Genomic DNA, 21,655 nt, shown 5'->3' with positions numbered 1-21,655 from the left:
GTTTTTTCGGTAAAAAGAAAAAATTATGAGCACAATTGCCATCGCCGGTATGGGCTGGCTGGGCTTGCCATTGGCCGCCCGCTTGCAGGAACTGGGACATCAGGTAAAAGGATCGGTCACCTCGCAGTCCAAACAAGAGGAATTAAAAAGCTACGGCTTTGACATCTACCGTGTTGAAATCGCTGAAGACGAAATCCGCGGAGAGATTCAGGGCTTTTTAGCGCAAAGCGAAATTTTGATCATTCTCATTCCGCCGGGCCTACGTCGCAACACCGGTCACAATCATGCCTTGCGGATGGCTCAATTGCTTGATGCGGTCGAAAAATCTAACGTTAAAAAAGTAATTCTCATCAGTAGCACCGGGGTTTATGATGATGCTCAGGGCAAAGTCACCGAAGCTGACCTGCCACAACCGCAAGACGATAAAGGCAAGCAGCTTGTAGAAGTCGAACAGTTGTTTTTTACTTCACCTGCAGTTAAAACCAGTATCATTCGCTTTGGCGGACTCGTAGGCGGTACGCGCAATCCGGTGAAATACCTGGCCGGCCGCAGCGGACTCAGCAATGGCGCAGCACCGGTAAACCTGATTCATCGCGAAGACTGTATCGGGATTATTCTGGCGGTAATCTACAAAAACGCTTTTGGCCACATCATCAATGCTGTACATCCCGAGCATCCTACCAAAGAAGACTATTACACACAACAGGCAAAAGCACTCAATCTGGAGCCACCGCAATACGACAGCGAAGACGAAGAAACCTTTAAGCAGGTAGATTCGGTTACTATACAATCGGTGTTGGGTTACCGTTTTCAGGTACAGCCTTAAGTTCCTTTGGCATAAGCCTAAGAACAGCTGTAAAAAGGAAATATTTTCAGTATTTACACTAACTGGTAAAAAATAGCCGTGTGGGGATTTTAGCCTTTGGCATAGGCCCATAAAAAAACCCGGCAAGCACAACACCGGGTTTTTCATGTTAATCTCCTGGTTGGTCAGAAGAAAGGCTAACACTAACTAACAAAAGTTTAAGCTATTGCTCCCTGTAACTGGAACAATTGCGCGTTTAAATACCGCAAGGCATTAATTTTCTCCCGCGTAGGTACTAACAACGAGATATTATTATTACTACCACCATACGCAATCATACGCACAGGGATTGAATTCAGTATACCAAAAGCTTTATACGACTCCTGATCGGCGATCAGGTTTTCACCCACGATACAGATGATACTGTGATCTTCTTCAACCGTAACTTCAGCGATTACCGAAAGTTCATTTTTTATCGCCTGCAGGTTTGTGGTATCGTCGATGGTAAGCGAGATCGCAACCTCAGAAGTGGTAATCATATCAATGGAGGTCTCGTGACGGTCAAAGACTTCAAAAATGGTGCGCAGGAAACCGTGTGCACCCAGCATTCGGTTAGAACGGATTTTGATCGCGGTAATACCATCTTTAGCCGAAATAGCTTTCAGGCCCCGATTGTGATACTCATTAGAGATTTTGGTCCCTGCTGCTGAAGGCTCAAAGGTATTTTTTAACCACACCGGAATGTCACGGTCAATAACCGGAGCCACGGTTTGCGGGTGTAATATTTTGGCCCCAAAATAAGCCAGTTCAGCCGCCTCATTATAGGTTAAATGTTCAATAGGATTGGTTTCTTCCACATAACGCGGATCGTTATTGTGTAAACCATCAATGTCTGTCCAGATCTGTACGCCATCGGCATTTACCGCAGCGGCAATAATAGTCGCGCTAAAATCGCTTCCACCACGCTTTAAGGTAGCCAAAGCTCCGCGATCATCACGACACACAAAGCCCTGAGTAATATAAATTTGAGAAGGGTTTTGTTCTAACTGGGGTAATAATGCTTTAGAAACTGCTTCGATATCCGGGTTTTCAACGGTACCCACGTTCATAAAGCTGCTTGCATCAAGCAATACGTTAGACACGCCTTCCTGCGTTAAATATTGAGAGAATATCCATGTTAGCATAGTTTCCCCATACGTAACCAATTCTGCATAGGTGGTCAGCGTGCGGCCCGAGGCAGCTATTTGCTCAATATTAGCTAAAAAACTATCTATTTGCGCCTGTGCTTCAGGCTGATTTTCTGCCGAAAATAAATCTGCAATCGCTTCATAATGCTTGGCTTTTAATTGCGCCAAAACCTCCTGTATAGCGGTAGCATTTTTATCAATACTGGCCTGATTAAGGCTAACCAACATATTGGTTACCCCAGACATAGCCGAAAGCACCACGATTTTTGGGTTTTCAGTAACTCCAAGTATTTCTACTACTTTTCTAATATTTTGAGCACTTCCTACTGAGGTGCCTCCAAATTTTAAAACGTTCATCATCTTCATTTTAGTGGTGCATAGATACAGCCAATAAAATGAAGCTTAAAAAAATTCAACAATTTTATATAAATTTGTACAAATTGTTAAATATATAACATTGAAAACCATAACCTCTGTGGTTGAGCAGCTTATCAAGCATCAACCGTATACCGAAGACGCTTTAATGCGTAAAATCATTAATTACAGTGCCCTGGCCGAAGATTTTCAACCCCGTATTGAAAAAGAACTGGGCAAGCCTGTTAACGTGGGTTCTATTGTGATGGCCTTACGTCGGTATTATCCCCAGAAACGCCTTGATGAGCGTATGATGCGCGATCTGGGTGATATTGTGGTGCGCAGCGGAATAACCGATTTTACCTTTCTCAACTCCAATACGATTTTGGAGAGTCAGTCGCGGTTACTGGAGGAGACCAAGCGTATTCCCAAAGCCTATTTGACCTACTCGAGTACCTTTCACGAGAGTAATATTTTGGTCTCCAATGATCTTACCGATATTGTAGAGCGCTGTTTTGAAAATGAAACCTGCGTGATGGTAAAGCACGATTTATCCTCGCTTTCCATTGCGCTTCCGGTCAATAACTCAAAGACGGTAGGTCTTTACTTTTATATCTTTAAGCTGTTGGCTTATGAGGGCATTCCCATTTTTGAAGCGATTTCCACCTCTAACTATTTTACATTGTTTCTCGAAAAAGAATATGTAAACCAGGCCTTCGCATTGGTTAATGAGATAAAGGGATAAACTTAATTCGCCCGCATTTTGGCAATAAGTAAACTATCGTGCGCCTTTTTCAGTTCGGTAAGTTCAGACACATTTTCGTTAGGCACGGCGATCGAAAGTACATAATGCTGCACCTTCCATTCTTTACCGTCCAGACGCATCACGCCCGAACCTCTGCAAATGCCCATCTGGGTTTCTAAAAGTTCATCAAACCAGGCGATTTTTGATTTCTTCGGGTGGTAAATGGTGCGCTCAAGAGTTTTAAAACTCCAGGCTTTCCCTGCATCAAAATAGGGTTTTGAGAAAGCTTTAAAGTCATCAAGCTGCCAGTTTTCGTCAGCATCAGTGCCAATAAAGACGCCATCTTTAGTCATCAAACCAAAATACGCTTCAAAGTCTGCATCAGCAGCTGCCTTGTGCCATTTTTCAAGTTGGGTGTTGATGGCCATCTCGGTTGCATCGCGATCCTGCGCATGCAATCCCAGAGTTATCAAAAGGAATAGTAAACCTATTTTGAATTTCATCGCTGTGATTTTTAGTTATCAATTGGATTTAAAGTGCCTCTTTGCCTCCTGTCGCCTATTAGGGTGTCTCGTGCAGTGGCCAGCGAATCGGCTTCAATGTCAAATTCTTCCAGCAACTCTTCAATAGATTTTTGATGTTTGAGATTAAGCTGCAGTTTTAGGTTTTGAAAGGCGTTGTACAATTCAGTTCCTTCCTGCGAAACGGCAAGCGTATCAACCTGTAGTTTTGAAGCTTCCTGAATAGTGGTATTCATTTTAGAATAAACAACCAATAGCCGAGCTCGTATAGCATTGTTTATTAAAGAATCCGGAGTTTTAGTTACTAAAGCAGCAGCGTTATCCAGATATTTCTTTGAATACTGCCGTAAAAACCGCAGGCGCACCGTATCAAGCGCTTCAATATTCTCGCTTAAGGTGTTATAATATTCCCAACCGGCGATCGCCTCACGCGTTGCCGGAGTGAGTATGATATTGGGTTTTTTAAATTCTAAAAAGGAAATTTGCAGCGTATCGGTAGCCGCACGAGGGTCTTCAAGTTCTTTTTGCTCTTCTTTACAGGCAAATAGCAAAAAGCATGTAGTTAGAAAAAGGAGTATTCGCATGCCGTAAAAATACGCAATGCTGTTGATTAAAAAGTTTGAAAATTCAGGGAAGCGTAATAATTGGAAAATGAGTCGGCTAGCGACTATAAACTGCGGTTGAGTTCTTTGTTTAAGGTATCAAAGGCTTTTACCAGAGTCTCAATATGCTTTTCAACCACCCACTCGCGGGTTTCGCTGCGGTTGACGTTAGCGTAAAAATCATTAATTTCTAAATCGATGCGTTTAATCTTTTTAAGAATGGAAGGAGTAGCAAGGGTTTCGGGTATTCCCAGCGCCATTTGATTGCTATTAAGGGCCAGATCATCTAATAAATCAAGAGCATTTAAAGCATTGGTATTTGCGATAAGAGCTAAATCTTTTTCAAGCTCCAAATAACCCGTCCATTCCTGTACAGCTTCAGATGCTTCGGGATCAAGTGATACCACGGGGACCTTTAAATCAAGATCATGCACATTAGGCTCGTCCGCGTTTTTGCAGGCGGTTAAAGAAATAAAGCTTAATGTTACTATTAAAATACTGAGTTTCAAGGCCTGGGGACTTTAATTGGGTAAAATTAAAGAGATTAGTCATTTACAAGCTCCGAATATATGATAAGCTTTCCTTAAAAATTATGGGTATTTCTAAAAAAGCAGGCCGAATTTTAACAATGCGCAAAAAAAAATCCTGCCGGTAAAGGGCAGGATTCTAATAATTTTTGAAATTTCAATATTGATCTTACAGGCTTACCCCTTTTTTTGAAGCGGTTTCCTGTAACTCCTCATTTAAATCGTCATAGGCTTCAATGAGTTCTTCTACCTGATTCGAAATTTTCTTCTCGTCGGTTCCGTATTTTTTGATAACCATTCTAAGGTCTGCAACCTCTTCGCGAATGTCTTTTATGTCTTCCTGAACTTCTTCCGTCATCACAGAAGCCGGAATGGTATTCTGCAAATTATTTGCTTCCTGCTCCAAACGGGTTATATAATCTGTAATTTCTTCCTGTGGCACTTCTTTAAGACCTAATGATTTTACGGAAGCTGAAAAAGTGTTGTAATCATTCCACGCTTCAATATCAGACCGCATTTTTGGGTCAGACTCCACAGCGTCCCAGTCAATCTCATAATTCTCAGGAAGTCTTGGTTTTTTAAGGCCGGTATCAGCGTTTTCCGCATAACGCAAACGCTCCAGGTCTGCAGAATCTTTCTCTACCTGTTGTTCATTTTCGGTACGCTCCTCAACCTGAGCCTCTTTTTGATCATTTTTACAGGAAATCAATGCACCGGTAAGCAACAACGTTCCCAAAGCTATTTTTATCGTTCTCATAATATGATTTTAAATTAAATAACAGCCAGATCTGATTTTCATAATGGCTGATGCGAACAAAATTAATAGTCTTTTGAATTGCTAAACAGCCGGCTTAGATAAATAAATCATAAACTTTTAGGCTAATGCTGCGTATTTTAAGTCGTTGTGTTAAAGAATGATTAGAAACGTTAAGCTTTTGCAAATCTGTATATTAGACCTCAGCTCTTTGAACCGAAGTTTTTAACTTACGCAGAAAAATAATAATGAGTACTACCCCCTATTCCGAACGCTTTACAGATCGCGAACTGGACCGCATTATCGAAATGGCCTGGGAAGACCGCACCACCTTTGACGCTATTGAATTTCAGTTTGGTCTTAAAGAGCAGGAAGTCATAGAATTGATGCGTCGTCAGATGAAACCTTCAAGTTTTAGAATGTGGCGCGAGCGTGTGCAGGGCAGATCAACAAAGCATGCCGCATTACGCGATTTTGAAAAAGGCACCTTTAAAAGCTCGCGGCAAAAACACATTACACATAATAAAATTAGCAAACGCTAAATACTCTATCTAACAAATGAAAATGCCTGTTGATTTCTCAACAGGCATTTGTTTTTTCGATTTGTTTCCTGATTCAGGACTTATTTAATCATTGCTTACTACACGCTCACCTTCAATCTTCCAGGTATTTACACTGGTGATTCTTGATTGACTGTAATCTACTTCGCGTAAAGTGTCATCTTCCCAGAAAAACCATTTTCCGGTTTTCTTTCCTTCGTTGTAATTAGCTACTGCGGTTTTCTTACCGTCTGTATCATAGCTAACCCATTCTCCATGCAATTTACCATCTGCTGTGTAGTAACCCTCTTGACTTACTTGTCCATTATCATAAAACAAAGTCGCTTTGATCAGATTACCTTCTTTCACGTACGTATTCTTTTTTTCTTGTGCAGAAACAAAGCTTACAGCACCTACAAGGGCAACGATAACAAGTAACTTTTTCATAATAATAGGTATTTAGGGTTAAACTTTACTTTACAAATATACATGATATTTAAATGTAAATTTACATTTAGGTAACATTGAGTTAACATTGGATATTTAAACACCTGATTTTCAGTATAATAAATTTAAATTTTAACATTAACTAGCTCCTGATATCCTGCTGTTTAGCCTAAAAAGCAGCCCTTTTCAGCCCCTTATATAACTTTTGCATAACATTAAAACGTAAAATTGTTATCAAATTTGCACCTTTATTAGATTCCCTATTTTATGGATAATATTTACCTGATTATGTTGATCGCTCTGGCCATTCTTGCCATTGCTGATCTTGTGGTAGGAGTGAGTAACGACGCGGTTAACTTTCTTAACTCAGCTATTGGTTCAAAAGCCGTGAGCTTTAAAACCATTATGATCGTTGCCAGTGTAGGTATTGCTTTTGGAGCACTCTCTTCAAGTGGAATGATGGAGGTAGCCCGTAAAGGTATTTTTGTTCCCGAGAAGTTTTACTTTGACGAGATCATGGTCATATTTATGGCCGTTATGCTTACCGACATTTTACTACTGGACTTCTTTAATACATTGGGACTTCCCACTTCTACAACCGTTTCCATTGTTTTTGAATTGCTTGGTGCGGCCTTTTGTATGACCTTCATTAAACTCTCCGGAAACTCAGACACCTTACTCCATTTAGGGGAATACATCAATTCAGACAAAGCCATAGAAATTATAACGGGTATTCTGCTCTCGGTAGTCATCGCCTTTACAATAGGGGCGCTGGTGCAGTTTTTTACGCGTTTGTTGCTTACGTTCAACTTTTCGAAACGCCCTACCTGGTATGCCGCGATTTTCAGCGGTATTTCTACGGCGGCGATCGGTTATTTTATCATCATTAAAGGTCTTAAAAGTGCCGATTTTGTTCAGGGTGCTTTTCTGGACTGGGCTAACGCCAATCTGTGGCCGTTTTTAGGCATTAGTTTTATCGTGTGGTTTGCGGTTTCTTACCTGCTTATCAAAGCCTTTAAACTCAATGTTTATGTGATGATTATCGTTTTAGGGACTTTTGCCCTTGCGATGGCTTTTGCCGGTAATGACCTGGTAAACTTTATCGGTGTGCCTATGGCTGCCTATAATTCATACGATATCTGGCTTGCAAGCGGTGAACCTGCCAGCTCCTTTACTATGGAATCGCTGGCGGAAAAAGTGCCTACTCAGCCTATGCTCCTTCTGGTCGCCGGTCTGGTAATGATTTTGACTCTTTGGTTTTCTAAAAAAGCCCGCCGGGTTGTTAAAACCTCGGTAGATCTTGCCCGTCAGGATGAGGGCCACGAGCGCTTTAAAGCCAATGCTATCTCCAGATCTTTGGTCCGCGGAGCGATGAAACTGAATACCGCCTTTATGTCTGTATTGCCACAAAGCTCTAAAGACTATATCGAAGCGCGTTTTGCTAAAATTAAACCGGCAACGCGTGTTGCTAAAATAGATATGCCGGCATTTGACCTGGTACGTGCCGCGGTAAACCTTATGGTTGCCAGCGTACTGATCTCTATGGCGACTTCGCTTAAATTACCGCTAAGTACCACCTACGTGACTTTTATGGTAGCGATGGGTAGTTCGCTTGCAGACCGTGCCTGGGGAAGCGAAAGCGCCGTTTACCGGGTTGCGGGTGTGCTCAATGTAATAGGTGGCTGGTTTATGACGGCTATCAGTGCATTTACCGCTGCCGGAATTATGGCTTTCGTATTGTATAAAGGTGGAAGCATCGCGCTCTTCCTTTTATTTGCAGCTGCTATCGCCATTTTGGTACGTAATTATATGAACCATCGCAAGCGTTCTGAAGCTGAAGCTGAAGAAGGCCGCCTGCTACGCGCCGTGAGCAGCTCTATTCAGGGTATAATCAATGAAAGTACCACCAACGTAGCTTCTGCCTTTAAACGCGGAAATAAGGTGTATGTTGGGACCATTGAAGGCTTAGCCAAGGTTGATCTGGGCAAACTGCGTAAGAGTAAAAAAGGAATTACCAAGCTTAACGACGAGGTTGAAGAATTGCGAAATAACCTGTATTATTTCATCAAGAATCTGGATGAAAGCCATGTACAGGCGAGTCGCTTTTACATTGACGTTTTAGGCTATCTGCAGGACGTAACCCAGTCTATAGAGTTTGTTACCACAGCGAGTTACGATCACCTCAACAACAACCATAAGGGACTTAAGTTTACACAGCTTAAAGACCTCAAGGAGATCGAAACCAAGCTGAATAAGCTCTTCTCACAAATAGAAGATACCTTTAAAGCCAAGAATTTTGGCGAAATCGTATCGATTTTAGAGGAAAAACAAAACCTGCTTGAAAGTATTTCGGTGAAGATTGAAAAGCAGGTAGAACGTACCCGCAACAGCGACTCGAGTCCTAAAAATACGATGCTGTATTTCAGCATTCTTCAGGAAACGGAAGATCTGGTAAAAGCCACGATGAATTTGCTTGAGCATTATTACATTGAAAATAAAAAGCACGGAGCAACCAACTAACCTCACGTGCACGTAAACAGCAAAGCGCATTTCATCACGGGATGCGCTTTTTTTGTTTGTAATCATTGATAAAAGTCTATTTGGCGGCCTGTTTCCTTCAGAGCGAATTATTACGGTCTGGGCTTAGCTGGAAGTCTAAATTGGATAAATCAGTTTCACAAACAGCTGCTAATAGTCCGGTTTAGGCTGCGTACACTACTTAAAGAAAGCCCAATAAAAAACCCCATCTGAAACCAGATGGGGTAATTTTCACTTAACTACTTAATTTGAACTCTAAACTCAGCTTATGAACCGCACATCAGGCAGTCGTCATCGCCTTCTGCAGCCTTCGCCTGCGCGATGATCGCACGCATTTCTTCGGCACTCATAGGCGCTGTATTCACTTCAGCTTTTGGCGCTACACTTGCAGAAACAGCTTCCGCTTCGTATGGCTCTGCACGCTCCTCAACCGAATCAGGACGGTGTACGGGTGTTTTGGCCTTAAGGGTTTCAGCAGCTCGCTCAGCAACCTGGCGCTCTGCTGTGGGCTCTTTTTTAACTTCCTTATTCAAGGTAAACTTAATCGCATCAACAGCCGACTTCGTACGCAGGTAGTACATTCCGGTTTTTAGGCCGCTCTTCCACGCATAAAAGTGCATTGAAGTAAGTTTCGCAAAATTCGCATTTTCCATAAACAGGTTAAGCGACTGCGACTGGTCAATGAAATATCCACGGTGGCGGGACATATCAATAATGTCTTTCATACTCAATTCCCAAACGGTCTTGTACAATTCTTTTAAATCTTCAGGAATACCGTCTATATGCTGAATAGAACCATTGGCACGCATAATCGCCTGCTTCAATTCTTCATCCCACAAGCCTAAAGCAACCAGGTCTTCAAGCAGGTGCTTGTTTACCACGATAAATTCTCCCGAAAGTACACGTCTGGTGTAGATATTAGAAGTATAGGGCTCAAAGGCTTCGTTGTTTCCTAAGATCTGAGAAGTTGAGGCAGTTGGCATAGGCGCTACCAGCAACGAGTTACGCACGCCGTGCTCCATTACTTCTTTTCGCAATTTTGCCCAATCCCAACGACCGCTTAGTTCCTCGTCTTTTATACCCCACAGGTTGTGCTGGAAGTCTCCTTTTGAAATAGGCGATCCTTTAAAGGTTGAATAGGGACCTTCTTCAATAGCCATTTCTTTTGAAGCCGTAACAGCAGCAAAATAAAGGGTTTCAAAGATTTCCTGATTCAGTTTTTTAGCCTCGTCAGAAGTAAACGGAAGTCTTAATTTGATGAACGTATCTGCCAGTCCCTGTACTCCAAGACCTATAGGTCTGTGACGCATGTTGCTGTTTTCAGCTTCTTTTACCGGATAGTAGTTACGGTCAATTACGCGGTTAAGGTTACGGGTAACACGCTTGGTAATTCTGAAAAGTTCTTTATGGTCAAACTGCCCGTCTTTAATGAACATAGGCAATGCGATGGAAGCTAGGTTACATACCGCAACTTCGTCCGGACTGGTGTATTCTAAAATTTCCGTACACAGGTTTGAAGAACGAATGGTACCTAAATTCTGCTGGTTAGATTTGCGGTTTGCGGCATCTTTATACAGCATATACGGCGTACCGGTCTCAATTTGCGACTCGAGGATTTTCTCCCAAAGCTCGCGGGCTTTTATGGTTTTACGGCCTTTTCCTTCAGACTCGTACTGCAAATACAGTTTTTCAAATTCCTCACTGTGTACGTTAAACAGGTTAGGGCACTCGTTAGGACACATCAACGTCCACTCCTCGTTGTTTTGTACACGCTCCATAAACAGATCGGGAATCCACATTGCGTAGAACAAATCACGGGCGCGCATTTCTTCTTTTCCGTGGTTTTTCTTCAGATCGAGGAAGTCAAAAATGTCGGCATGCCAGGGTTCGATGTACATCGCAAACGAACCTTTACGTTTACCGCCACCCTGATCTACATAACGCGCGGTGTCATTGTATACACGCAACATCGGCACAATTCCGTTAGAGGTACCGTTAGTACCGCCAATGTAAGAACCCGTTGCACGCACGTTGTGAATAGAAAGACCTATTCCTCCGGCGCTTTGTGAAATCTTAGCGGTTTGCTTCAGTGTATCGTAAATACCATCTATACTGTCATCCTGCATCGCGAGTAGGAAGCACGAAGACATTTGTGGTTTTGGGGTGCCTGAATTGAATAAAGTAGGTGTTGCGTGCGTGAAGTATTTTTTCGACATCAACTCATAGGTCTCCTTCACCGCATCAAGATCATCAAGGTGAATACCAACAGCCACACGCATCAACATATGTTGCGGACGCTCGGCGATTTTACCGTCAAGCTTTAGCAGGTACGAGCGCTCCAAAGTTTTAAAACCAAAGTAATCGTAACCAAAATCTCTGCTGTATATGATGGAAGAATCTAGTTCTTCCTTGTTGTTCATAATCACCTCATACACGTCATCTGCGATAAGCGGGGCTTTTTGCCCGGTACGCGGATTGATGTACTCATACAAATCGGTCACGACATCACTAAAAGACTTCTTGGTATTTTTATGCAGGTTAGAGACCGAAACGCGAGCGGCAAGCTTAGCATAATCAGGATGTGAGGTCGTCATGGTAGCCGACACCTCTGCAGCCAGGTTATCTAATTCACTGGTGGTTACCCCATCGTACAATCCTTCAATTACGCGAAGCGAAATTTTCACAGGATCAACAAGTGGGTTTAAGCCGTAACACAGCTTTCTGATGCGCGCTGTAATTTTATCAAACATTACAGGTTCTTTGCGGCCGTCTCTTTTAACTACATACATAAGGTTTTGGTTTTTAAGGTGTTCTAAAACGATGTCGCGGTCGTTTTTAGAAAATAATGGTTTGCGGCGGCAGTTTCGCAACTGTTGCCCTAATCAAGCTAAAGTATATTCTGATTTTGGCTTAGGCCAAACTAATTGACAATGGTGGGTTTAGAAATCAGCGTCAAAACTGATTTTTGAACCTTCCTTACCACCGCTACCGCTGGCAACGCCGGCCTTTTGGTACTCTCCTACTCGTTTTTCAAAGAAGTTGGTTTTCCCCTGAAGCGAGATCATATCCATAAAGTCAAACGGATTGGTCACGTTGTAAACCTTCTCACACTCCAGTTCAACAAGCAAACGGTCGGTCACAAACTCCAGGTACTGGGTCATTAATTTCGCATTCATACCGATTAAGCTTACCGGAAGCGATTCGGTGATGAACTCGCGCTCTATGTTAAGGGCATCAACGATAATCTCTTTAATACGCTCTTTTGAAACTTTATTAATCAGGTGGTGGTTGTGCAGGTGTACCGCAAAGTCGCAATGCACACCTTCGTCACGGGAAATCAATTCATTAGAAAAAGTAAGACCCGGCATCAATCCGCGCTTTTTCAACCAGAAAATGGAACAAAACGCACCGGAAAAGAAGATACCTTCTACCGCAGCAAAAGCGATCAAACGCTCGGCAAACGAAGGACTTTCAATCCATTTCAATGCCCAGTCTGCTTTTTTCTTAATCGCCGGAAAGTTTTCGATCGCATTAAACAGCATATCTTTTTCTTTCTCGTCTTTCACATAGGTGTCGATAAGCAGCGAGTAGGTTTCAGAATGGATGTTTTCCATCATAATCTGAAAACCATAGAAAAACTTGGCTTCTGAATATTGTACTTCGTTAACGAAGTTTTCAGCCAGGTTTTCATTTACAATACCGTCTGACGCAGCAAAGAAAGCAAGAATGTGCTTGATGAAATAACGCTCGTCGTCATTGAGTTTTGCGGTCCAGTCTGTAAGATCCTGGTGCAGGTCGATTTCTTCAGCGGTCCAGAAACTGGCTTCAGATTTCTTATACCATTCCCAAATATCTGGATGTTGAATAGGAAAAATGACAAATCGGTTACTGTTTTCCTGTAAAATCGGCTCTACTGCACTACTCATTTTCGGTAAATTTTTTGGTTAACTTTTCTAATCACTAGGGACTAACAAATTTGGAAAAAAAATGAAGAGCAGACCCAAAAAACCGCACTGCGTTTTCAACAAAGTTGTCAACATGGTTGATTGACAACAAAGCCCGGAAGCTTTAACTTTTTTAATTTAAAAATCTGTATATCAATTAATTGTATAAATAATTATTCTAAATTATGAAGTCCGGTTTAAGAGCCTCACACCTTTAAACATAGGCGCTAATGCGATTTTAAAAATGAAAATTAAGAAGCTCTGAAAAATCTAAAAGTTGTCAACTTTTGTAAACTTTTTGAAATTTTGGCCGGGAAAAGTTGTCAAAAAAAGTACTGAAAATTGCGTTTTTTGACTTTGAGAAATTAAGGCCTTCTAAGTTAGAATAAACTTACCTAACGCCCTCCCATTCGGCATAAAATTGTTCTAAAAAAGATTGCATAAAGGCATGGCGGCCTTCAGCGATCTCCTTTGCGGTTTGCGTATGCATCTGGTCTTTAAGCAGCAGTAATTTTTCGTAGAAATGATTAATCGTAGGAGCTTCAGACTTTTTATAATCTTCGGCGCTCATTTCCAGATCGGGTTTTAGGGCAGGATCGTAAAGTTTTCGGTTTTTAAAACCCCCGTAATTAAAGGTACGGGCGATGCCTATGGCACCTATCGCGTCAAGCCGGTCTGCATCCTGCACAATTTGCAACTCCAGGCTGGTATAATCACTTTTCTTATGTCCGCCCCGGTAGGAGACGTTTTCAATAATCTTCACCACCGCTTCCAAACGCACCTCATCCACGTGATTTTTTGCCAGAAAAGCCCGCGCCATTTTGGGTCCTTTTTCTTCGTCACCGTCGTGAAACTTAGAATCGGCAATATCGTGCAGTAAAGCTGCCAGCGCTAAGGTTAGCACATCGGCCTGCTTTTCGCCTTTGGCAATATGCAGGGCATTCTTATACACCCGCAAAATGTGAAACCAGTCGTGACCGCCTTCGGCATTAGCCAGTGTTTCCTTTACAAAATCACGGGTGCGCTCTATGAGCTTCAGGTCTTCGGGATGCAAGGATACGGTTTCGGTCATGGCCTGGTTTGTGGAATTACTGATTTAGACTGATGCTTGCGTACCTCGGGAAAGGTACCCAAAACCACATCCTGCACCTGTTTTACCAGAGCCTCAGGATCTGCTCCCGCAACCGGAATAGGCTCGTGCACCGTATGTTTTACGTGAACGCCAATATCCTGCGGAAAACCACCCCAACGCATCAGTTTATATGAATTTTCAATAGTCACCGGCAACACAATCGCCGTAGGCATTGATTTAAATAGGGTTATGAGTCCGCCGGTTGCAAACTCTTTAGGTACACCATCTTTACTGCGGGTTCCTTCGGGAAAAATCACCACAGACCTATTGGTTGCATTAAGCGTACGGGTTAAATCGCGGATCGCGAGTATTGACTGTCGCTTGTCTTTTCGATCTATAAGAGCCGAACCGCCCTTTCGCAGGTTGTACGAGATACTGGGAATGCCTTTGCCTAATTCGATCTTGCTGATGAATTTGGGATGTATCCTACGCAGATACCAGATGAGCGGCGGGATATCCCACTGCCCCTGATGGTTAGCCACAATGATGATGGGCTGATCACGCTTAATGGTATACGGGTTGGTAAACGTAAAACGCGTGCCCAGCAAATTGAGGCAGCGCATGATGCTAAAATTGAGGTAATCAACACTCTTTTTATGTGCCTGATAACCAAACCAATTATAGCACACCCATTGTATGGGGTGAAAGACGCAAATGGTAAGACCAAAAGCCAGATAAAACAACACGCTTAGCGGATAGGCGAAAATCTTTCTCATTCTGATTTAAAAAATACAAAGTAACGCATTCACAAGCTATAACGCCAATTTTAAAAGCAGCTAGTTTTAAGAACCTTTTAAGATTATGGGGGAAATTCCCCTTACCCCGACAGAGCTATACCCCTACATTTGTGTCAAAGCTTTAGGTATGAATAACGCACTTTGCATCCGCCTTACCCTGCTGTTTATTGCATTAAATAGCATTGCTTTTATGGTTAATTGCTGCGGAATTTCACCACGTTTTGATTTTCAGAAAAATCACAGCTGTTTTGAATTTTTCTTATTAACCGATACCTCCAAAGAGTCTCCTGCTCTTAGTAAAGTTGGGCAACGTGAGCAGGAACTTGATGGGTTTTGGCCTTTTGAAAACTTTTATGTGGAAATTCCGGCAGAGGATGCGCCTGCAACACGCCGATTCCGCGGATTGTTTGCCGGTTTTGAAACAGGCGAATTCATTTTCTACAGCATTCTTATTGCCGCAGTGTTTCTGTTTTTGAAATTGTGGTAATTAGCTGTTGCGCTTCCGCTTACTCCACCACACGTAAAACCCAAAGATTACCAGGCTTACCAAAGATCCCCAGAGCATTCCGTTTTTCAGGCCGTCTGTGCTTTCGCCCATAATAGCGATAAAAAGGGTTAGCGGGGCAATCCCGGCCAGCGTAGCACCTATAAATTTTAGGTAATTCATTTTTAAAATTCCGCCTACAAAACTGATGGCGTCATTAGACAGAAACGGATTGAGCCGGGTGATCGCTATAGCCCAAAAACCAAATTCTTCAATAAAATCCTCGAGTTTATCTTCGGTTTTAGAACCCACCAGATTGCTGATAAGGCCTGCGCCGAAAACTTTTCCCAGAAGATACCCGATGCTGGAGGCCGAAAAAATACTGACAAAAACCAGCAAACTGCCCCAGATGGGACCGTAAGCCAAAATACAAACCACCATAAGCGCCACCGAAGGAATGACGATCAAAAACATCTGGGCAATCATAGCGGCGATGAGTACCAAAGGACCCGCCCAGCCAAAGCCGGAAACCCATTCTTCAATGCGCTTTTCGTCCCCGCTTGTCAAAACAGACCAGGCTTCGTTAAAAAATTCTTTGGCCTCCGGAATTAAGAAATACGATAACACCAGGCCTACCACCAGTAAAGCCGAAAGGATTTTGGGAAGCAGGCTTAGTATGTTTTTTTGCATAGTGCTTGGTCTTACTCAGCCTCGAAGCGAAACAACTCCTCAATGCTGCATTTAAAAACAGCCGCCAGGCGAAATGCCGTAGGCAGACTGGGGTCAAATTTACCCTTTTCAATCGCATTAATGGTCTGGCGCGAGACGTTTATGGTTTGAGCCAGATCTTCCTGCGTCATATTGAAGCGGGCACGGTAGTCTTTTATCGTATTCTTCAATTGCGAAATTTTAAGTTAGAGACCGGTTGCCTTTGATTTAAATTGGTGCTCCGGTCAGGTACTAAATTTTGTAGGTGCTCCCAAAGGACTGGTTTTCAAAAGGCTCAGACTGAACATTGCGTACTGAAGCCTTCCTGAATTAGTGCTTAGGAATACTTACGGGCATTAAAGAATACACACAAAATGTAGGTGATCCCCATAAACAGAATAAGAAAAGCGATCTCTGCGTCCTGCTTAATCAGGTTTGTGGTGTCTAACTGCGAGTACGCGATACCGCACACCACCGAAAGCCCCAGGGTTAAGCCCATAGACTCCAATTGTATTTTGCGCTGCAGCTCGTCACCGGCATTCACAAAATCACGGTTGGCCAGGACCATCCCGATGCCGACTGCCAGACTTAAGAGGATCGCGATAATGGTGATCCACCGGGCTTCCCATAAAAACTGGGAGCCAAAAGTGACTAAAGCCGTGGTCAAAACCCAGGCGATTGACCATTTGGCCAATTTGTTACGGGAGGCAATTACTTGAGAATTCATACTGATTGATTTTTGATTAATGTAAAGTGTACTTGACAAAAATACTCAAAAATAAATGTAAAGCAAGCTTTACATTTAAAATTTTTAGAATGGCCGCCCGGTTTTAGTTTTTGAAAAGCTGCTCTGCTACCTCGTCGTAGGCTTCGCGGGTTAAGACTTCGGTCCAGACGGTGGGTTGCTCGCCGTAAATCGCGAGATAGGTCACATCGTGATACTTTGACGAGGCGTGCCAGTGCTCAGTGTCTTTTGCACACTGAATCACATCACCGGCTTTCATAAGTATGGGATCTTTACCCCGCTCCTGATAATAACCGGCGCCGTCTACCACCACCAAAACCTGCGGCGTGGCGTGTTTATGCCAGTCAAGCGTGGAGTTGGCCTTAAAAGTTGCTTTGGTAATGTTATACTCCAGATCGCCTTCTGCTCGTACCAGGCTGTTTAAAAAAGCCTCACCCAGATAATGCGTATTGGGCGCTTTGGTCCCCTCTTCGTTATAGGAAGTAACCGTATACGCAGTGCTTTGTGCGCTTACCCATACCGGAAGCGCAAGTAACAGGAATGCAAGTTTTTTCATAGGGAATGTTTTAGGAGTAAGAAATTAGGGAATTGGGGTGAGATAGGAAAGCACATATTCTACATTCAATTAGCTCGAGCAATAATTTTATTTGTATATCGACTTTCTTAGCAACTTTTTAGTTAAAGTTTGAGAACTGAAGTTTTACTTTAGCACTATAAAAGTCCAAGAAAATCTAAATCTTGACGCGTTCTTTCATTACCATAAAGTTCATTATTGCCATCCCATATTAAATAGACATCTCTATCTTGTTCTAGATAGTCTTGTCTCCAAATTTCATTTGCGCTTAATGGGTTTTCTAAAACCAGTACGAGCTTAGCTTGTGGTTTATTTTGAAGGTATCTATATTCATAAAGTTGACTCAATCCTGCTCTTATTTGTGATTTTTCATTTCCGTGAGTTGTGGACTTCATTTCGAAAATATAATCCTTGTTATTGATATGTGTGGCAAGATCGATGAGCTGATTGAATTTTGGAAGTGCATTAGCATTTCGGATTCTTTCCGAAGTAAGATTTACTAAATGCCTATGGGCGTTATCAGCTCTTTCTAAAGCCGCACTATTTCTGTAAGAAATAATTGTCTCTTGTGCAGACGAGCTTCGCTGTTCAACAGTCGTATATTCATTCAAATCATTTGTACCTGGCAATAATGGTTCGTCAGGATTATCAAATTGGATACTATCAACCCGTTGATTAATTGTTTGAGCCGAAAGGATATATCTTGAATTATGGATAACAATTATTTCCAACTCAACTAGCCAACTTATGACCGTGCTTATCCTTCTTGGAGCCATTGTATTTGCTCCCAAATCTGCTGTTCCTCTGAGAAACATCTCAAATTCCTGTCTGCTGACACCCAAATTACCTTTTGCTTCCAGATAAGGAATAATTCTTTGAAAAATTCGAGAATTTAAAACTCCTCGAAGCAATATCGGATTAGTTAAGGTTGGGTTAGTTTGAATGAATACTTGACCAAGTTGAGTCAAAATAGACTGATTTTGACTTGGAGTAACGATCAAACCAATAATCTCAGCGGCTTTACGGTAATAACGCCCTTGACGCTCAACCTTTTCAATAGCGCCTGCTATTTGCTGATATGTTCTAGCTCCTTGAGATACTGCAACTATGGTTCGAATAACATCTACGAGATTATCCGCTTGTGGTATTTCTTCACTTGGTACTCTCATTATTTTGCAATAAATAGGTATTCTTTGACTCTATTTGCCTTATTTCCTTTCTTATTATTCTGATTACCAAAAGAATAGGTGTGATCAATTTCGTGTACGACAACATCCTCTTTGTAATTTTTCAAAATTTTTATTAACTCATTTTTCGTAGGTATTGAATTTGAAGAGTAGGAGATAGCTATGATAGATTTCTTATGTCTTTCAATCAGTGAATGAAATGCACTGTAGGCAGATTCGCGTTTAGAAAATGGTGAATGGTAACTTTTAAATTTTTTGGTTATTGTATGTTCTTGGATTTCTAATCCATCCCATTTTTTGGCCAGCCCTTCCACAAAGTGATATCTTCGAACATAATCATTATCCGATTTAGGAGAGTAGTATGGGGGATCTAAATATACGAGATCAGCTGTTTTGTTCAGTTCTTGACTGAGCATATTATTTGATTCACATTTTTTCTCATTATCAAACACTGCGTTGTTAAAGCTAGATATATTGTCAATAAAATGATCTTTAAGAGATTTACGGATATCCTTTCTTCCATCATCATATCTATGACCTATAAAAGTAAATATCCCACGTGGTCTTTTTTTCATACACGCTCTTACGAGAGCAGAAATGGCAATTGATTGTTTAAATTCATCTTCAAGTAAATCAATGTTCCCTCTAATTTGATCAAGAAACCTATTTTCTTCATCACTGAAATATAAACCCTCAAATTTATCTGAGATAAAAGATTCACTTGAAGAGGTATCTAACAAAAATGTTAGGTCCCTTTTACTAATTTTCACGTTGGCATTTTCTATAATAGCTTTTGAAGCTAAATAGCTAATTTTCATAAAGTCATTAGTAATAACTCTTTTCCCTTTTGTTTTCATAAAGTAGGAAACAACATTACTACCCGCAAATACATCTAAGAAGCTTTCAAATTCAATTTCTTTGAAATATTCCCATAGCTCATATATAATCTTATTCTTACTCCCCATGAATCTTGTACCCGGGAAATATTCGAATTGATTAATAAATTCTTTTATTTCAATTTGGTTATCAATCATATCCACCTGAAACTATTATATCTTTACCTCTTCTAGTCTTTGAATTACTACTAATCATTCTTCTAGTTTCAATTATATCAATTTGATATTCTGAATACAAGTCAATAATAATATCATGATCAGAATTTGTTAGTACAACTTTGCAACCCTTATTTACTAATCTGTCAAATTCCTTTTTTAGCTGTACTTGATTTTCGTGATAAAAAAATTCTTTAGTATATCGCTGAAAGTCTGAATATTTTCCTATCGGATAATATGGGGGATCTAAAAAAACAAAATCACCTTCATCAGCAAAATCATTTAAAACAGAGAGGTAATCACCTTTAACTATCATTGTTTCCTTAAGAAATTCGCTTGAGTTTCTAAGTACATCTTCATTTAAAAAGCTACCCTTTCCTTTACCGTATGGTACATTAAACTGCCCTTTTTTATTTACACGATATAAACCGTTAAAGCACGTCTTATTTAAATAAATCAATCTTGCTGCTCTATAACTGTATTCAAAATCCTCTGGGTCAACACCTCTGATTTTATAATAAAAAACCTCATTATGTTCAAATGTCTTTAAATGTTCAATTACATTTTCTACGTTTTCTTTGACTTGACTGTAAGTTATAATCAATTCTTCATTAGAATCTGCTATAATTGACTTTTCTGCATTAAGATTAAAATACATTGCACCACCACCAATGAATGGTTCTATATATTTATTATAGGTATTGGGAACATATTTATTAAGCTCAGTTAATAATTGAGTCTTTCCACCAGCCCATTTTAAAAAAGGTTTTATACCAACATTCTTAGGAAATAACCCAAGAGGCTCATTTACGGTAGAAAAATTTGACTCTATTCTTCCTTTATAATTGTTTTTCAATTTTAGAGTATTTTAATGTAGTTTCGGCAACTTTTATTGCATTCACAGCGGTTGTTTCGTCCTTAACAAGATCATAGATTTTATCGGCAAGCCAAGCTGTCAATAATTCATCGACATCAGTCTCTAAAAGTTTTGCGAGTTTTAATACTTGTTCTCTTTTCGCTTTTCTTTCCCCACGTTCAATTTTACTGAACATAGGGGTATCTATTTCCAAACTTGCAGCCAAGTGACGTTGCAACAGTTTCTTATTTTCTCTTAACTCTTTTATTCTTTGACCAAAACTCATGCCTGTACAAATTTAGACTTGTCATTTTTTGACTAATATAAAAAAGTAATGTCATTTTTTGGCAATTTAAACAACTAAAGTAAATAGGATTTATTATTGAAGTCAAATTGAATAATTAAACCAAGCCGACTAAAAACAAAAAAGCCTGTAAACAGTATGTTTACAGGCTTAATTTGCTCCCCCTCTTGGGCTCGAACCAAGGACCCTTTGATTAACTCAGCCCCTATATTTAAAGGTCTTGTATTGGTGTGCATTTCTACTAACATAATAGTATAACCTAATTGTATGCCTTATGGTTAATATTATTTAATTAATATAGGTGTTAAGACCTATTGCTTTTATTTGATTTAATTCGAGGTAAGCTTGGGTTTTTAGATATTTTCAGCATAAAATAATTCTCATTCAACTGAGTCAATCCTACAGCTATACCATTACAATAGCTTTCTAGTGCAAATCTTTCATTGTACAGATCTCTTTTTAATGGTTTATCTACTGGTAACTCTTCATTCAAGGAATCTCTAAAAAGATCAAAGTTTTCCTTATGGATTTTATATTGAATTGTATTTAATACTCCCTTCCAAAAATGGAGATAACATTCTGCTTGAAAAGCCCTACCAAATAGATATAGTTCAGAATATCTATAACTAGCATAGTATTTTGAATCTGCATTAAATTCCTTCAAAAATTCCAGGCTAACATTGTGCTCCTCGAATGTTGAGCCAACTCTATATGGAATACTGTCTAAAACATTCATTTGGTAAGGAATTTTAATATTGACCAAAATACTATCCACAAAATAATTGTACCCAAAAACCACCTAATGTATCCTGTAAATGAATTTGGATCTACTAAGTACCAACTATAAATGGCTGCAAGCATTGAGCACAATATAAACCTAAATTCGTGTCCATCTTCATTATTACTCATAACT

24 protein-coding genes are annotated in these 21,655 nt (G+C 40.7%); 5 read left to right on the top strand and 19 right to left on the bottom strand.

What is annotated here, in order from left to right; genetic code table 11:
* Positions 1–25: 25 nt before the first annotated feature.
* On the top strand, positions 26–826 hold the full coding sequence (locus tag CJ305_RS01455) for an SDR family oxidoreductase (RefSeq protein ID WP_099644455.1): 801 nt from the start codon (positions 26–28) through the stop codon (positions 824–826).
* Positions 827–1,023: 197 nt separating this feature from the next.
* On the opposite strand, the gene CJ305_RS01450 is transcribed toward CJ305_RS01455, so the two are convergent.
* Complete coding sequence (locus CJ305_RS01450) at positions 1,024–2,349, bottom strand: aspartate kinase (RefSeq protein ID WP_099644454.1); 1,326 nt, start codon at positions 2,347–2,349, stop codon at positions 1,024–1,026.
* 100 nt (positions 2,350–2,449) lie between these two features.
* On the opposite strand from CJ305_RS01450, the gene CJ305_RS01445 reads away from it, so the two are divergent.
* Positions 2,450–3,091, top strand: a complete 642-nt coding sequence (locus CJ305_RS01445) for a hypothetical protein (protein WP_099644453.1) — start codon at positions 2,450–2,452, stop codon at positions 3,089–3,091.
* 2 nt (positions 3,092–3,093) lie between these two features.
* Here the strand turns inward: CJ305_RS01445 and CJ305_RS01440 are convergent, their stop codons facing one another.
* The 4 genes from CJ305_RS01440 to CJ305_RS01425 form a co-directional block, all read right to left on the bottom strand.
* The gene (locus tag CJ305_RS01440; protein ID WP_099644452.1) at positions 3,094–3,594 is read right to left on the bottom strand and encodes a nuclear transport factor 2 family protein; all 501 of its coding nucleotides are present in this window, start codon (positions 3,592–3,594) and stop codon (positions 3,094–3,096) included.
* 11 nt (positions 3,595–3,605) lie between these two features.
* Entirely contained in the window at positions 3,606–4,163 is a 558-nt protein-coding gene (locus tag CJ305_RS01435; RefSeq protein WP_143469332.1) for a hypothetical protein, read from the bottom strand.
* A gap of 116 nt (positions 4,164–4,279) precedes the next feature.
* A complete protein-coding gene (locus CJ305_RS01430) occupies positions 4,280–4,723 on the bottom strand; it encodes a hypothetical protein (RefSeq protein WP_099644450.1) in 444 nt (147 codons plus the stop codon).
* 187 nt (positions 4,724–4,910) lie between these two features.
* Positions 4,911–5,498, bottom strand: coding sequence for a hypothetical protein (locus tag CJ305_RS01425; protein WP_099644449.1), 588 nt, complete (start codon positions 5,496–5,498; stop codon positions 4,911–4,913).
* 245 nt (positions 5,499–5,743) lie between these two features.
* Between CJ305_RS01425 and CJ305_RS01420 the strand changes: the two genes are divergently transcribed.
* Complete coding sequence (locus tag CJ305_RS01420; protein ID WP_099644448.1) at positions 5,744–6,037, top strand: TIGR03643 family protein; 294 nt, start codon at positions 5,744–5,746, stop codon at positions 6,035–6,037.
* A gap of 84 nt (positions 6,038–6,121) precedes the next feature.
* On the opposite strand, the gene CJ305_RS01415 is transcribed toward CJ305_RS01420, so the two are convergent.
* Positions 6,122–6,481 carry a toxin-antitoxin system YwqK family antitoxin gene (locus CJ305_RS01415; RefSeq protein ID WP_099644447.1) on the bottom strand — a complete coding sequence of 120 codons (360 nt, stop codon included), beginning with the start codon at positions 6,479–6,481 and terminating at the stop codon, positions 6,122–6,124.
* Between the two features lie 267 nt (positions 6,482–6,748).
* Between CJ305_RS01415 and CJ305_RS01410 the strand changes: the two genes are divergently transcribed.
* A complete protein-coding gene (locus CJ305_RS01410; RefSeq protein ID WP_099644446.1) occupies positions 6,749–9,001 on the top strand; it encodes an inorganic phosphate transporter in 2,253 nt (750 codons plus the stop codon).
* Positions 9,002–9,285: 284 nt separating this feature from the next.
* On the opposite strand, the gene CJ305_RS01405 is transcribed toward CJ305_RS01410, so the two are convergent.
* The 4 genes from CJ305_RS01405 to CJ305_RS01390 all read right to left on the bottom strand — a co-directional run bounded on the left by CJ305_RS01405 (position 9,286) and on the right by CJ305_RS01390 (position 14,811).
* Positions 9,286–11,808, bottom strand: coding sequence for a ribonucleoside-diphosphate reductase subunit alpha (locus CJ305_RS01405; RefSeq protein ID WP_099644878.1), 2,523 nt, complete (start codon positions 11,806–11,808; stop codon positions 9,286–9,288).
* 150 nt (positions 11,809–11,958) lie between these two features.
* Positions 11,959–12,945 carry a ribonucleotide-diphosphate reductase subunit beta gene (locus CJ305_RS01400; RefSeq protein WP_099644445.1) on the bottom strand — a complete coding sequence of 329 codons (987 nt, stop codon included), beginning with the start codon at positions 12,943–12,945 and terminating at the stop codon, positions 11,959–11,961.
* A 409-nt stretch (positions 12,946–13,354) separates the two neighbouring features.
* Positions 13,355–14,035, bottom strand: coding sequence for an HD domain-containing protein (locus tag CJ305_RS01395; protein ID WP_099644444.1), 681 nt, complete (start codon positions 14,033–14,035; stop codon positions 13,355–13,357).
* On the bottom strand, positions 14,032–14,811 hold the full coding sequence (locus tag CJ305_RS01390) for a lysophospholipid acyltransferase family protein (protein WP_099644443.1): 780 nt from the start codon (positions 14,809–14,811) through the stop codon (positions 14,032–14,034). The genes CJ305_RS01395 and CJ305_RS01390 overlap by 4 nt, the downstream gene beginning before the upstream one ends.
* Before the next feature lie 148 nt (positions 14,812–14,959).
* On the opposite strand from CJ305_RS01390, the gene CJ305_RS01385 reads away from it, so the two are divergent.
* Positions 14,960–15,319, top strand: a complete 360-nt coding sequence (locus CJ305_RS01385) for a hypothetical protein (RefSeq protein ID WP_143469331.1) — start codon at positions 14,960–14,962, stop codon at positions 15,317–15,319.
* Here the strand turns inward: CJ305_RS01385 and CJ305_RS01380 are convergent, their stop codons facing one another.
* From CJ305_RS01380 to CJ305_RS01340, 9 genes are all read right to left on the bottom strand, one after another.
* Positions 15,320–16,006 carry a TVP38/TMEM64 family protein gene (locus CJ305_RS01380; protein WP_099644441.1) on the bottom strand — a complete coding sequence of 229 codons (687 nt, stop codon included), beginning with the start codon at positions 16,004–16,006 and terminating at the stop codon, positions 15,320–15,322.
* 11 nt (positions 16,007–16,017) lie between these two features.
* On the bottom strand, positions 16,018–16,215 hold the full coding sequence (locus CJ305_RS01375; RefSeq protein ID WP_099644440.1) for a helix-turn-helix transcriptional regulator: 198 nt from the start codon (positions 16,213–16,215) through the stop codon (positions 16,018–16,020).
* Positions 16,216–16,361: 146 nt separating this feature from the next.
* The gene (locus tag CJ305_RS01370) at positions 16,362–16,751 is read right to left on the bottom strand and encodes a hypothetical protein (protein ID WP_099644439.1); all 390 of its coding nucleotides are present in this window, start codon (positions 16,749–16,751) and stop codon (positions 16,362–16,364) included.
* A gap of 103 nt (positions 16,752–16,854) precedes the next feature.
* Entirely contained in the window at positions 16,855–17,325 is a 471-nt protein-coding gene (locus CJ305_RS01365) for a cupin domain-containing protein (RefSeq protein ID WP_099644438.1), read from the bottom strand.
* A 155-nt stretch (positions 17,326–17,480) separates the two neighbouring features.
* Entirely contained in the window at positions 17,481–18,512 is a 1,032-nt protein-coding gene (locus CJ305_RS01360) for a DUF7226 domain-containing protein (protein WP_099644437.1), read from the bottom strand.
* Positions 18,512–19,564: a DNA adenine methylase gene (locus tag CJ305_RS19570; RefSeq protein WP_223248790.1), complete on the bottom strand. Its 1,053-nt coding sequence runs from the start codon at positions 19,562–19,564 to the stop codon at positions 18,512–18,514. Before CJ305_RS19570 ends, CJ305_RS01360 begins: the two co-directional genes overlap by 1 nt.
* Complete coding sequence (locus CJ305_RS19565; protein ID WP_223248772.1) at positions 19,557–20,438, bottom strand: DNA adenine methylase; 882 nt, start codon at positions 20,436–20,438, stop codon at positions 19,557–19,559. The genes CJ305_RS19570 and CJ305_RS19565 overlap by 8 nt, the downstream gene beginning before the upstream one ends.
* Positions 20,422–20,724, bottom strand: coding sequence for a helix-turn-helix domain-containing protein (locus tag CJ305_RS01350; protein WP_099644436.1), 303 nt, complete (start codon positions 20,722–20,724; stop codon positions 20,422–20,424). Before CJ305_RS01350 ends, CJ305_RS19565 begins: the two co-directional genes overlap by 17 nt.
* A gap of 322 nt (positions 20,725–21,046) precedes the next feature.
* A complete protein-coding gene (locus CJ305_RS01340) occupies positions 21,047–21,478 on the bottom strand; it encodes a hypothetical protein (RefSeq protein ID WP_099644434.1) in 432 nt (143 codons plus the stop codon).
* Positions 21,479–21,655 lie beyond the last annotated feature (177 nt).

Origin of the sequence: Leeuwenhoekiella nanhaiensis (genome assembly GCF_002744755.1) — a bacterium.
Lineage (GTDB): Bacteria > Bacteroidota > Bacteroidia > Flavobacteriales > Flavobacteriaceae > Leeuwenhoekiella > Leeuwenhoekiella nanhaiensis.
The sequence above is the reverse complement of the archived record's forward strand: the minus strand, read 5'-3'. Positions and strand labels throughout refer to the sequence as shown.